This is a genomic window from Campylobacter jejuni, assembly GCF_001457695.1.
GTDB lineage: Bacteria > Campylobacterota > Campylobacteria > Campylobacterales > Campylobacteraceae > Campylobacter_D > Campylobacter_D jejuni.
This window is the reverse complement of sequence record NZ_LN831025.1, coordinates 407,445-419,798: the sequence shown is the minus strand read 5'-3', so window position 1 is coordinate 419,798 and position 12,354 is coordinate 407,445. Positions and strand designations below refer to the sequence as shown.

Here is a 12,354-nt window from a genome sequence, read left to right as displayed (position 1 = left end):
GATAAATAATATTTTATCGACTTATATATTAAAAAAACTATAAATTATGGAATATTTTAAGCTTAATTTTGATAAAATCTCCATTTAAAAATTTTCATAAGGACAAGAAAATGGCAAGAGTATGTCAAATCACAGGCAAGGGTCCAATGGTGGGTAATAATGTCAGCCATGCTAACAATAAAACAAAAAGACGCTTTTTACCTAATCTCAGAACAGTTCGTGTAACTTTAGAAGATGGCACCACGAGAAAAATGAGAATTGCAGCTTCTACTCTAAGAACCCTAAAAAAACAAAATTCTAAATAATTTTGAGGATTTATTCCTCAATTTTAAAATTTCCAATTTAAAAATAAACTTTAACAAATCACTTATATAACACACATTTAAAAATTATTATTAATTTTATTATTTTTTAAGCCAAAAATATCTTTTAATAGTGTAAAATACCTTGTTAAATGAATTTTAAATTTCACTAATACAAGGAGAGTTTATGCTACATGAATATAGAGAATTAATGTCAGAGCTAAAAGGTAAAGATGCTCATTTTGATAAACTATTTGATCGTCATAATGAACTTGATGACATGATTAAAGATGCAGAAGAAGGTAGAACTTCTCTTAGCAGCATGGAAATTTCAACTTTAAAAAAAGAAAAGCTTCATGTAAAAGATGAACTTAGCCAATATCTAGCAAATTATAAAAAATAAGGCAAAACAATGTTTGGAAGTAAAATAAACCATTCTGATCTTCAAAAACTTGAAGAAGAAAATAAAAATCTTACACATAAAATTGAAAAATTTCAATCGGAAAATTTAGAATTAAAAAATAAAATTACATCATTAGAACAAGCGGCTTTAGAGTCTAAACTTAAAACAGATCTTTTAAATGTTTTATTAACTGGTGTTTTAAAAAATATTACTATTGTTCAAGGCGATATGTTAGAAAATGTAAATAAGGCAGAAGTTATCTCTAGCTATTCTAAAACTTCTCTTGCTGAAATGGATGAACTTAACCATATTGCTAATTCTATCAATGCTTCCTTAGGGGATATTACAGAATCAGCCAATAAAACAAGAGATGTTGCAGGAACATTGCATAGAAGTGTAGATGAAATTACTAATGTAATTAATCTAATTAAAGATGTTTCCGATCAAACCAATCTTTTAGCTCTTAACGCTGCCATAGAAGCTGCACGTGCAGGTGAACATGGGCGTGGTTTTGCTGTTGTTGCCGATGAAGTAAGAAAACTAGCTGAAAAAACACAAAAAGCAACCACAGAAGTTGAAATGAATATCAACCTTCTAAAGCAAAATGCAAATGAAATGTATACTCAAAGTGAGCAAGTTGAAAAAATTTCTATAGATTCTAATGCTCATATTATGAGTTTTTCCGAAAAATTTACTCACTTAGTAAATGAAGCGCATTCTACTAATTCAAATGCAGTTGGTATCGCTTCAGAAGCTTTCGTATCTTTAGCAAAACTAGATCATATAGCTTTTAAATTAAATGGTTATAAAGAAATTTTTTCCAAATCAGGAAAGCAATTAGCCGATCATACATCTTGTCGCTTAGGAAAATGGCTTGCTAGCACAGGAAAAGAAAGATTTGGGCAAAATAAAAGCTTCTTAAAAATTAACGAGCCACATGAAAAAGTTCATGAAAATATGAATAATGCTATAACAATAGCAAATACAGAAGATATTAGCAAAGATATTACTCAACACAGCATAATTAATAAATGCGAAGTTGCTGAAAATGCATCGCTTGATCTTTTCAATGTATTTAAAGAAATGCTTGATGAGTCAGATCATTAAAATCCTAGGTTGAACCTTTTTAAGGTTTAACCTAAATAATCTTTAATTTTCCCCACTTCTCCTTTAAAAACCACATATAAGCAAAATCAAGCAAAGGCGTTCTTATCATATTTTTACATTTTTTTTCAAAATCCTGCACCTTAACATAAACAGCTTCAATCTCCTCATCATCAACTCCACCTCCAGAAGAAATTTTATCTTTTTCATCAACTTCTGCGAAATAAAAGCTTTGCTTGCTTACACCTGAACCAAACCCTGTATAAAAATCTCCTATTTTTTCTAAATTTTTAGGAGCATATCCTAGTTCTTCTATGCATTCTTCTTTTGCTATTTCCTCTAAAGATAATTTTTTATCCACAAGCCCAGAACAAAGCTCTATAGTATAGCCCATATTATCATCTTTTACATAATCTTTATCATGCATTTGATGATACCAAAGTGGTATACGAAATTGGCGTACAAAAATAAAACTTTCTAATTCTTTATGATACAAAAGCACTGAAACACTATCTTTAGATTCTATAAAATCCCAAGTGCAAAGCCTACCATTACTTTCATAAGCAAATCTCTTAGGCTTAATATAATTTGATTTTTCAAAAGAAAGTTCTTTTAAATTTTTAAACGCCATAATAAAACCTTTTATTTATTTTTCACATTGTACTTTATTTTTGCTTTTTTGAAAATATAAAGGTGATTAAAGCCTTAAAAAATTAAAAATCATATTTATAACTTAACCAAAAACTTCTTCCTTCTGTATAATCTTGATAGCGATTTGCATATCCAGCAGGATTAGCCCCATCCCATCTTGTAACTTGCGGATCAAAGAAATTTTTATCAAAAAGATTTTGTACTGCAAAACTTAAACTAGATTGCTTATTGATTTTATAATTTATCCCTAAATCTACTATATAAAAAGGCTTATATTTTTGCCATGGCAGACTACGATTACCGCCACCTTTTGCTTTAGCTATAGTATCAAGTCTTGCTCGTGTTTTTATATAAGAACTAAATTTACCTCGCTCATAGTTTAATTTTAACATTGCTATATGTCTTGGTAAATTTTCTATTCTATCACCACCAAACCAATTTTTTTGACCATCTTTGTAGCGATTATCCATAAAAGTATAACTTGAATTTAGGCTAAAGCCATTGTAAGTTTTGGTATTAAATGCAAATTCTATACCTTTAGTCTGTGTTTTTCCAAGATTAATAGGACGCTTACAAACAATGCCATTGCTACAATTAATATCATTTTGCATACCTGTTAAATCTTCACTACTGATTTGATTTGTAAAATCAGTAATAAATCCTGTGATAGAATAATGCGCAAAATCAAATACCCTAAAATCAACACCCAATTCATAATTTATACTTTCTTCTGGTTTTAAGTCAGGGTTTCCAAAATAAGCATTACCATTGGCATAATTATAATATCCATTTGTCAACTGCTTGGCAGCAGCAGTTTTATAGCCTTTTGAAACACCTCCTTTAAAGGCTATATTATCATTTAAGTGATAAACCAAATAAACCCTAGGCATAAATTCAGAATCAAACAAATCGCTATAAATATAACGCAAACCTGTAGTAAAAATCAAATCATCGGTTATAAAATACTCATTTTCCCCATAAAGTGCAACCGTGGTTTGATCAAGATTTTTACCTCTTATTTGACTACCTGCGCTTGCTTGATCATTTTTTAACATCTCATAATCAATCCTTGCACCAAAGGTATTTACTAAATTACCGTATTGACCTAAATTCCAAGGTAAAACAACCTTACCTTCTCCTACCCAAATTTGACTATGTAACTCCTTATCCTTAGTACTACCATATTGTAAATATGAGTTAGTTGAGCCAAAATCATAGTTACCATCATGATTTAAAACAATATTATCCTTAAAAAGTTGTCTTTCACTTTTAATAGCCCTACTACTTGTAGAATTCACTGAAATTTCATTAATATATCGTTCTATATCAAAATATATATTATTTTTATCATCTACTGTCCAATTAAGCCTAGAACCAAAACCCAAGCTAGTAAAAGCACCTGGGCTATGACTGGCAATTTGATAATTATCAGGTCTTTGTTGACTACTATTCCAAACCGGTGTAGGCCATTTTAAATCAGAAGCTGCCTTATCATAATACTTCAACCTTGCAGAAATTGATAATGTATCTTCAATCAAAGGGGTTGCTACATAAGCATTAAAACCGCCCGCATTGCCATAGTGATTAGAGTGCTGTTGCAAAAGAGTGTTAAATTCTATATTTGCCTCAGTCTTATCAGGATTTTTCTTAGTGATAATATTTATCACACCGCCTACAGCATCACTGCCATAAAGTGTAGAAGCTGGACCACGTATAACCTCGATACGTTCTATCATGTTTAAAGGTGGTAGATATCCTGACTCACTGCCACTAAAACCATTATCATAAAACCCATTTGCAACACTTTGACGTTTTCCATCAATTAAAACTAGAGTATAAGAACTACCAAAACCTCGTATGCTAAAATCATAAGTGCCTGTTTTATTCATAGTCACATCTACACCTGGAATATCTCCTATAGCCTCCCCTATATCCTTAATTGGCTTTTTTTCAAGCTCTTCTTTTGTAATGATAGAAATACTAGCAGGCGCATCAACCAAATCTTGTTCAAAACCACTAGCACTAACCACAACATCATTAAGTTGATATTTTTCTTCTGCTTTTAACAAAGCTCCAGATAAAATTAAAAAACACAGTAAACTTTTTTTAAATTTCATATTTTTAATTTGAGTCAAATTAATTCCTTTAAAAATAATTATTTTGATATTTAAAATCATTTTTGAAGTATAAAAAAAGAATACTTTTAATTAACTTAATTTTGATAACAATTATAAATAATAAAATTATTTAAAAAAGCGAAGTAAAAGCCTAAGCCTCTTGATAGGCTCCAAGCTTTAAAATTTTCTGCATACGATTTGCAGAAAGTTCTCGTACGTCAATATTTTCAAGTTCATTTAGAGATTTTTTTACATAATCAGCAATAGCTACTGCTGCAGCTTCTTTATTACGATGTGCACCATTTGTAGGCTCATCTATAACATCATCAATTAAACCTTGAGATTTTAAATCATCAGCCGTTACCTTCATAGCCTTGGTTGCAGCTTCACTTTTTGCAGGATCATTCCAAAGTATTGCAGCACAACCTTCAGGAGAAATTACTGAAAAAACAGAATTTTTCATCATTGCAAGTCTATCTGCAACCCCTATAGCTAACGCCCCGCCACTACCGCCTTCTCCGATAACTATAGCAATGGTCGGTATTTTCAAATCACTTAATTCATATAAATTTCTAGCGATAGCTTCACTTTGCCCTCTTTCTTCAGCACCTATTCCAGGATAAGCACCTGGAGTATCTATCAAAAATAAAATAGGAATTTGAAATTTCTCTGCAAGTCTTGCTACTCTTAAGGCTTTACGATATCCTTCAGGATGTGGCATCCCAAAATTTCTAGCGATTTTATCTTTTGTTCCACGTCCTTTTTGCTCACCAATTACAATTATTTTTTTCTCTCCTAAATAACCCATAAAACAAACAATAGCAGGATCATCTCTAAAGGCACGATCACCATGTATTTCGTGAGCGTCATTTAAAATAAGTTCAATATAGTCAAGAGCATAAGGGCGATCTGGATGGCGTGCTAATTGCAAACGTTGAAAATCGCTTAAATTCTTATAAGTTTTAGAAATTTCTTTTTCAAGATTTTTCTTTAAAATCGATACAGCTTCAGTATCTCCTTTAATCTGAGCATTGATAATGTCCTCATCAATTTGCTGAATATTTTTTTCAAAATCTAAATAAGAAGCCATATTAATCTACTTTTTTAAATACAACACAGCCATTTGTGCCACCAAAACCAAAAGAATTACTCATCACCACTTTTAAATCTACTTTTCTTGATATATTTGGAACATAATCAAGATCACATTCATCATCTTTTACAAGCTGATTGATTGTAGGTGGAACTACCCCATCTCTTAAAGCCATAACACTAACAACTGCTTCAATTGCACCTGCAGCACCCAAGCAATGACCTGTTTGTCCTTTGGTGGAACTTATAAGCGGGATATTATTGCCAAAAAGCTCTTTAATTGCTGCTGTTTCATTTTTGTCATTTACAGGGGTTGAAGTTCCATGTGCATTGATATAATCTACCTTTGGATTCCCTGCCATATTTAAAGCTTTTTTCATAGCTCTCAAAGGCCCATCTAAAGTTGGTGAAGTAATATGATGCGCATCTGCACTTTCTCCAAATCCAATTAATTCAGCATAAATTGTAGCACCGCGTTTTTTAGCCTCTTCATATTCCTCAAAAACTAAAGCTCCAGCACCTTCTCCCATGACAAAACCATCTCTTTCTTTGTCAAATGGTCTTGAAGCATGCTGTGGATCTTCATTTCTAGTTGATAAAGCTTTCATTGAAGCAAAACCACCTATACCCACAGGACAAATCGCAGCTTCTGCACCTATGACTAACATCTTTTTAGCATTTCCCAAAGCTATACTTTTATAAGCTTCTCCTATAGCATGAGTTCCTGCTGCACAAGCTGTAACACAAGAAATATTTGGCCCTTTAAGTCCATGCTCTATAGAAATCAAACCTCCTAACATATTTACAAGTGCTGAAGGTATGAAAAAAGGGGAAATTTTACGCGGACCTCGCTCGGAACAAATAATGGAATTTTTTTCTATGTTAGGCAAACCTCCGATACCAGCAGCCGAAACAATGCCAAATTCTTCTTTGTCTAATTCTTCACTAAATCCAGCATCCTGCATTGCTTCTCTTGCTGCTTTAATTCCAAGTTGTATGAAACGGTCAATTTTTTTTACTTCTTTGCCATCAACAACCTCTAATGGATCAAAATTTTTAACTTCAGCTGCAATTTGAACAGGAAAGTCTGTGGCATCAAAAAGAGTAATTTTATTTACTCCGCTTTCTCCATTGCAAATTGCTTTAAATGAACTTTCTTTATCTAAACCAAGGGCATTGATCATACCAATACCTGTAACTACAACTCTTTTCAAGAATAAGCTCCTTGCAAGAAAAAAATTATTTTTTTAGATTGTCAATATAATTTACAACATCTTCAATTTTAATTAATTTTTCAGCATCACTATCTGGAATTTCTACTTCAAATTTTTCTTCTAAAGCCATAATAAGCTCTACAACATCTAAAGAATCAGCACCTAAATCTTCAATAATTTTTGATTCCATTTTAACTGCATCTGCATCAATACTTAATTGCTCTACTACTACTGCTTTTACATCATCAAATGTTGCCATTTGTTCTCCTTCAAAAAATTAAAATAAGGCGTATTTTACTATAAAAAGCTTAAAATATTTATAGTTTTTCATTATACTTGAAAATAAAATATTAAAACATAAAGGAAAAATGATGCTTTTCTCTAATTTAATCAAAGAAAATCAAAAAATTTGGAATGCTTATCTACATCATGATTTTGTTAAAAAATTGGAAGATAAAAGCCTAAAGCAAGAAAATTTTCTTTTTTATCTCAAGCAAGATTATATTTATTTGCTTAATTACGCAAAATGTTATGCAAGATTAGCACTTAACTCAAATACCGCAAAAGAACTTCGTTTTGCTATGAAATTTCAAAATTATATAGTTGAAGGAGAAATGGAGCTTCATCGTGCAATTTTATCTCTTGGCATTAATGCAGATGAACTCGATGCAAAAGATGAAAGTTTAGTCAATATAGCCTATTCGCGTTATATGTTAAGCGTAGGTGAAAATGGAGATTTTTTAGATATGTTAGTTGCTCTTAGTGCTTGCGCTATAGGCTATGCAAAAATAGGTGCTGAAATTATAAATCGTTTAAAAAATGAAAATTTAAAAGATCATCCTTACAAGGAATGGATTTTGACCTATGGAAGTGAAAATTTTCAAAATGAAGCTAAAGAATTTGAAGATTTTGTTAATTCTTATACTTCAAGTGTTGGTGCACAAAAATTCCAAAAACTCAGCGAAATTTTTCATACTGTAACACGCTTAGAAGTGGCTTTTTGGGAGCATTCTTTAAGAATGGAATTAAATCTTTAAACATGGGCTTTTTGCCCATGTTTTTATGCAATTTTACTTGCATCAATAATATTATAATCTAAACCAACCGTTTCTTTAGAAAGTCCTAATGCAAGTCCTACTAATTGTGATAAATGAATAATAGGCAATCTTGCTTTAGAATTAGTATAATCTTGAAATCTTTCTTGATAGATATCAAGCTGCATTTGACAAAGTGGACAAGGTGTTACAACACAATCAGCTTGATTTTCACTTGCATTATTGACAATTTGACTAGACATTTTTTTCACAGATTTTTCTGCAGGATAAGAAGCATGAAAACCACAACAATCAAGGCGTTTTTCAAAAGGAACTATTTTAGCCCCTAAAACTTCTACTACACTTTCAAAACTTTTTGGATTGGTTGAACTTTCTTTTTTACCGAAAGCATCTTCAGGTCTTAAACTATGGCAACCATAAAATAAAGCTACTTTTAAATTTGAAAGCGGCTTTTTCACCTTACTTTTTAAATTATCCAAATCCTCATAAAGCTCCCACAAAAGACTTGTAATAGGCGTTGAACCTTGATATTTCATTCCACCTTGTGCTAAAAAAGTATTGATGCGTTCTTTTGCACCCTTATCAAGAGTATTTTTTGCTTTAGTTAAAGTTAGCATACAAGTACTACAAGTTGTAAGTATTGGCATTTTCATCTCTTCCGCTAAAGCAATATTTCTTGCATTAGCTACCAAAGTCGCAATAGGATCAACACACTGCGCTTGAGAAGCCCCACAACAACTCCATCCCTTAATTTCATTCAACTTCCAACCCAAAATAGGTGCAATAGCTTCAAGTGAAATTTTAGATTCTTTTGCAGCTTGAGATAAAACACAACCTGGAAAAAAAGCGTATTCTTTTTGCATATTTTACTCCTTAACAGCAGCTTCTTGTGCTGCCTTTATCATTTTAACCAAATCTTTATGCCCTTCTATTTCATCCTCGCCAAAAACATGCATAGGATTCATTTTTCCTGCGCGCATAAGTTTAAAAGCTATATCTGTTTTACCCATAGAACCTATAACACCCTCAGAACGCAAAGCAAGATAAATTTCATTCAAGCGTCCTGAACCTTCAACTAAATCTTTATAAAAAGCTTCAGCATGATCAGGCCCTAAGCCTTCATTTAAACCTTTTTTAATCGCCATCACTCTTAAATTTGCTATATCGCTTACTGAACTTATACCCTTTGGACAACGATCAGCACACTCTTGACAATGAACACAAAGCCAAAGTCCATTCATTACGCTGGGTTTTACATGCAACATAGGATCCTTACCTCGAGAGTCTGCCGCTGCACGCCAAGCATGAGTAAAAACAAAAGGTTGCATATAATCGCTACTATCTGCTTCTAATTTATTACACTCTGAAGCACAGCTACCACATAAAATACAATCCCATTGCTTGCTAATACGATCAAATTCTTCTTGACTTTGTTTACAGCCCTTTTCCGCTGAAAATTCATTTTTTGCCACCATGGCAGGACGAATTTTTCTTAAATTTTCTATAGAAGGCTCCCAATCCACAATTAAATCAGAAATTACTCTAAAATTTCCAAGCGGAGAAATGCGTATACTTAAAGGATTATCATATTCTTTTAACAAATCTTGCATTTTAGTATCACAAGCAAGATAAGAATGCCCATTCACACGAACTGCACAAGCCCCACAAATCACAGATTGACAAGAGGCGGTAAAATTTAAAGTAATATCTTTTGTTTTTTTAATAAAAAGCAAAAGAGAGAGCAGAGTTTTTCCTTGTATATCCTTATCATCAATATCATAACTTTGTTCATATTTTTCCTTGCCATTAAAACGATCTATGATGATTTTCATTGTACTCTCCTTCCATCAAGTGAAAACTCAGTTACCACGACATCTTTATAACTAAGTTTTAATTCATCATTTTCTAAATTTACAATGCTATGTTTTAAGAAATTTTTATCATCTCGCTTTGGATAATCTTCTCTAGTATGAGCCCCACGACTTTCAAGTCTATTTCTAGCTGCTAAACAAGCACAGCGAGAAAGTAAAATCAAATTGCCAAGCTCTACATAATCTGTAAAAGCAGTATTCATCACTTCATTAGGATTTGGAATACGAATTTTTTCATATCTTGCTTGTATATCTTCTAAATTTTTTGCTAGAAGATCGAGTTTTTCTTGAGTTCTAAAAATCCCCATATTATCCCAATTTTGACTTCCTAGCTCTTCTCGCAATTCATACATTTCTTGACCATTTCCGCCATTATTTGTAATTTCTTTAAATCTAACCTGCCATTTTTGAGCAAGTTCATGAGTTTTTGCCCCTTTTCCAAAACTTGCATCTTTAGCATAATTTGTCGCACCAATGCCTGCTAAATGCCCTGTTACAACTGCATCGGCTAAAGAATTTCCCCCTAGTCTATTAGCTCCATGTATAGAAATGCAAGAAGCTTCTCCACCTACATAAATTCCAGCAATTTTAGTACTCATATCTTCAAATTTAGCCACTTCAATTCCACCCATAGAATAATGCGCCGTTGGACGGATAGGTACAGGAGTATCTACTAAATCAATATTTTCAAAAAGCATTGCAGTGTGACGAATTTTTGGTAAATCTTTTAAAATTTTTTCTTTTCCTAAGTGGCGTACATCGCACAAAACATAAGCTCCAAGTCCCTCGCCATAACCTCTACCTTCACGAATTTCTGTTTCTATAGCACGCGCAACCACATCTCGCGGTGCAAGCTCCATTTTTTCATGGTAATTTTTCATAAAACGCTCACCACGATTATTTAAAAGATATCCCCCTTCACCGCGCGCCGCTTCTGTAATAAGAGTTCCACCATTTGCAACTCCTGTTGGGTGAAATTGTATCATCTCAGGATCTTCAAAACCAAGTCCTGCTCTAAGAGCAGCTGCCACGCCATCTCCTGTGGCAATAAAAGGAGTTGAAGTTCTATTATAAAATATCCTTGTGTATCCCCCTGTAGCAATCACCAAAGCTTTGCATAACACAGGATAAATTCCACCGCTTTGTATATCTCTTAAAACGACACCCTCGCATTTTCCATCCACAACACCTATATCCAAAAGTTCATGATCCATTAAAAATTTCACACCACTGCTAATAGCATCATCTAAACAAGAATGCATTAAAATATGACCTGTTTTATCTGCAGAATAGTTACAGCGTTTTTTAGAAGCCCCTCCCATTAAACGCTGAGCTACTCCACCTTGCTCATTTCTTGAAAACAAGGTTCCTATAAAATCCATATTAAAAATAGCCTTTCCAGCTAATTCACAAAATTTTAAAGCCGAGTCTTGATCTACCAAATAAGCTCCGCCTTTAATAGTATCATAAGCATGTAATTTATAGGAATCTCCATTAGAAAAATCAGTAACTCCGTTAATTCCACCCTCTGCCATACAAGTTGCGTTACGAGATGGCATCATCTTTGTAGCTACTACAACGCTTAATTTTGGATTTTCTTTTCTCACTGCGGCTGCAGCACGCAAACCTGCTCCACCTGATCCAATTACCAAAACATCGCAAGAAGGTAAATTTGTATCTTTATCCATCTTAGATGAATCATCTAAGGCATAAACCCCACTTGAACTTGCAGCTAAAGCTCCTACACTAATACAGGCTGTTTTTATAAAATCTCTTCTAGAAAATTCACCCATATCATTCTCCTTATTTAAAAAAAATTAATAATAATTTTTTAATGTAAGTCAATCTTACATAACCGCATGCCAAAAATCCAAAAACAAACTCTCCTTTCAATATAAAATGGATTAAAAACAAATTTATAATTTAGTAAATATAAAAAAGCATAAGATAAGTAATCAAAGAAGATAAATGAATATAATAAAATAAATATTAAAAAATTTTTGCAATATATCATAATCTATTCCTTGCAAATTAAACGGAATGATTATACCTTAAAAAAATAACAAAAAGTTAATATTAATTAAGATAATATTTATCTTAATTAATATATAGTTAATAAAATTATCAAATCATTAAGCCTTAAAAAGCTTAAATTCTCCATTCATAAATTGCATTCTAGCGCTTAGATGATCAAGATAAAAAACTTCAAATTTTGGATTTTGTGGAGTTTCATAAAGATTTACAAGATAAGGGTATTTTTCGAACATCATTTTTTTAACTTCTAAATTTGGTTCAAAAACCGCATTAGCTCTAAGTCTTAAAAAAGTCCCATCTTTTGCACAAGAACAAAATTCAATACCATTGTAATTTTTTATATGTTTAAAAAGTCCCTTTGTGTTTGCTGTGCAAAAATAAATTTTATCTCCCATAAGCAATGGACTTTGTATAGGACGCACTCTAGGATTTCCACAAGTTCCTAAAGTGGCTAAAAATGCCGGTGCATTATCATCTAAAAATTGTGCTATTTCTTTTAAATCCATCATTT

At 32.3% G+C, this 12,354-nt stretch carries 13 protein-coding genes and 1 pseudogene; 5 read left to right on the top strand and 9 right to left on the bottom strand.

All coding sequences use genetic code 11. The features are described 5' to 3' along the window. Positions 1–110 precede the first annotated feature (110 nt). The 4 genes and pseudogenes from rpmB to AT682_RS10045 all read left to right on the top strand — a co-directional run bounded on the left by rpmB (position 111) and on the right by AT682_RS10045 (position 1,812). The gene (rpmB, locus tag AT682_RS02210) at positions 111–305 is read left to right on the top strand and encodes a 50S ribosomal protein L28 (protein WP_002854974.1); all 195 of its coding nucleotides are present in this window, start codon (positions 111–113) and stop codon (positions 303–305) included. Between the two features lie 184 nt (positions 306–489). Beyond that, positions 490–705, top strand: coding sequence for an HP1242/YdcH family protein (locus AT682_RS02205; protein ID WP_002855201.1), 216 nt, complete (start codon positions 490–492; stop codon positions 703–705). 420 nt (positions 706–1,125) lie between these two features. Then, positions 1,126–1,374: pseudogene (locus tag AT682_RS10050) on the top strand (methyl-accepting chemotaxis protein); the annotation flags it as partial. A 3-nt stretch (positions 1,375–1,377) separates the two neighbouring features. Continuing rightward, complete coding sequence (locus AT682_RS10045; protein WP_370651196.1) at positions 1,378–1,812, top strand: CZB domain-containing protein; 435 nt, start codon at positions 1,378–1,380, stop codon at positions 1,810–1,812. A 31-nt stretch (positions 1,813–1,843) separates the two neighbouring features. Here the strand turns inward: AT682_RS10045 and AT682_RS02195 are convergent, their stop codons facing one another. The 5 genes from AT682_RS02195 to acpP form a co-directional block, all read right to left on the bottom strand. Then, complete coding sequence (locus AT682_RS02195) at positions 1,844–2,440, bottom strand: NUDIX domain-containing protein (protein WP_002871176.1); 597 nt, start codon at positions 2,438–2,440, stop codon at positions 1,844–1,846. A gap of 82 nt (positions 2,441–2,522) precedes the next feature. Beyond that, the gene (locus tag AT682_RS02190) at positions 2,523–4,577 is read right to left on the bottom strand and encodes a TonB-dependent receptor domain-containing protein (protein ID WP_032595297.1); all 2,055 of its coding nucleotides are present in this window, start codon (positions 4,575–4,577) and stop codon (positions 2,523–2,525) included. 151 nt (positions 4,578–4,728) lie between these two features. Beyond that, on the bottom strand, positions 4,729–5,667 hold the full coding sequence (gene accA / locus AT682_RS02185; RefSeq protein ID WP_002854780.1) for an acetyl-CoA carboxylase carboxyltransferase subunit alpha: 939 nt from the start codon (positions 5,665–5,667) through the stop codon (positions 4,729–4,731). A gap of 1 nt (position 5,668) precedes the next feature. Next, on the bottom strand, positions 5,669–6,883 hold the full coding sequence (fabF, locus tag AT682_RS02180) for a beta-ketoacyl-ACP synthase II (RefSeq protein ID WP_002882383.1): 1,215 nt from the start codon (positions 6,881–6,883) through the stop codon (positions 5,669–5,671). Positions 6,884–6,908: 25 nt separating this feature from the next. After that, positions 6,909–7,142, bottom strand: coding sequence for an acyl carrier protein (acpP, locus tag AT682_RS02175; RefSeq protein WP_002854831.1), 234 nt, complete (start codon positions 7,140–7,142; stop codon positions 6,909–6,911). A 109-nt stretch (positions 7,143–7,251) separates the two neighbouring features. Here acpP and tenA point away from each other — a divergent pair, with 109 nt between their 5' ends. Further along, on the top strand, positions 7,252–7,920 hold the full coding sequence (gene tenA / locus AT682_RS02170; protein ID WP_079263855.1) for a thiaminase II: 669 nt from the start codon (positions 7,252–7,254) through the stop codon (positions 7,918–7,920). 23 nt (positions 7,921–7,943) lie between these two features. Here the strand turns inward: tenA and sdhE are convergent, their stop codons facing one another. From sdhE to AT682_RS02150, 4 genes are all read right to left on the bottom strand, one after another. Continuing rightward, positions 7,944–8,801: an 8-methylmenaquinol:fumarate reductase membrane anchor subunit gene (gene sdhE / locus AT682_RS02165; RefSeq protein WP_002859883.1), complete on the bottom strand. Its 858-nt coding sequence runs from the start codon at positions 8,799–8,801 to the stop codon at positions 7,944–7,946. Between the two features lie 3 nt (positions 8,802–8,804). After that, positions 8,805–9,770, bottom strand: coding sequence for an 8-methylmenaquinol:fumarate reductase iron-sulfur subunit (gene sdhB / locus AT682_RS02160; RefSeq protein ID WP_002882381.1), 966 nt, complete (start codon positions 9,768–9,770; stop codon positions 8,805–8,807). Beyond that, entirely contained in the window at positions 9,767–11,602 is a 1,836-nt protein-coding gene (gene sdhA, locus AT682_RS02155) for an 8-methylmenaquinol:fumarate reductase flavoprotein subunit (RefSeq protein ID WP_002882380.1), read from the bottom strand. The genes sdhB and sdhA overlap by 4 nt, the downstream gene beginning before the upstream one ends. A 339-nt stretch (positions 11,603–11,941) precedes the next feature. Next, the gene (locus tag AT682_RS02150; protein ID WP_079263854.1) at positions 11,942–12,352 is read right to left on the bottom strand and encodes a pyridoxamine 5'-phosphate oxidase family protein; all 411 of its coding nucleotides are present in this window, start codon (positions 12,350–12,352) and stop codon (positions 11,942–11,944) included. Between the last annotated feature and the right edge of the window lie 2 nt (positions 12,353–12,354).

Excerpts from the sequence above, each read along its gene's own strand:
- rpmB (WP_002854974.1), top strand. The coding sequence starts at position 111 with ATGGCAAGAGTATGTCAAATCACAGGCAAGGGTCCAATGGTGGGTAAT.
- AT682_RS02205 (WP_002855201.1), top strand. The coding sequence starts at position 490 with ATGCTACATGAATATAGAGAATTAATGTCAGAGCTAAAAGGTAAAGAT.
- AT682_RS10045 (WP_370651196.1), top strand. The coding sequence starts at position 1,378 with ATGAGTTTTTCCGAAAAATTTACTCACTTAGTAAATGAAGCGCATTCT.
- AT682_RS02195 (WP_002871176.1), bottom strand. The coding sequence starts at position 2,440 with ATGGCGTTTAAAAATTTAAAAGAACTTTCTTTTGAAAAATCAAATTAT.
- AT682_RS02190 (WP_032595297.1), bottom strand. The coding sequence starts at position 4,577 with ATGAAATTTAAAAAAAGTTTACTGTGTTTTTTAATTTTATCTGGAGCT.
- accA (WP_002854780.1), bottom strand. The coding sequence starts at position 5,667 with ATGGCTTCTTATTTAGATTTTGAAAAAAATATTCAGCAAATTGATGAG.
- acpP (WP_002854831.1), bottom strand. The coding sequence starts at position 7,142 with ATGGCAACATTTGATGATGTAAAAGCAGTAGTAGTAGAGCAATTAAGT.
- tenA (WP_079263855.1), top strand. The coding sequence starts at position 7,252 with ATGATGCTTTTCTCTAATTTAATCAAAGAAAATCAAAAAATTTGGAAT.
- sdhE (WP_002859883.1), bottom strand. The coding sequence starts at position 8,801 with ATGCAAAAAGAATACGCTTTTTTTCCAGGTTGTGTTTTATCTCAAGCT.
- sdhB (WP_002882381.1), bottom strand. The coding sequence starts at position 9,770 with ATGAAAATCATCATAGATCGTTTTAATGGCAAGGAAAAATATGAACAA.
- sdhA (WP_002882380.1), bottom strand. The coding sequence starts at position 11,602 with ATGGGTGAATTTTCTAGAAGAGATTTTATAAAAACAGCCTGTATTAGT.
- AT682_RS02150 (WP_079263854.1), bottom strand. The coding sequence starts at position 12,352 with ATGATGGATTTAAAAGAAATAGCACAATTTTTAGATGATAATGCACCG.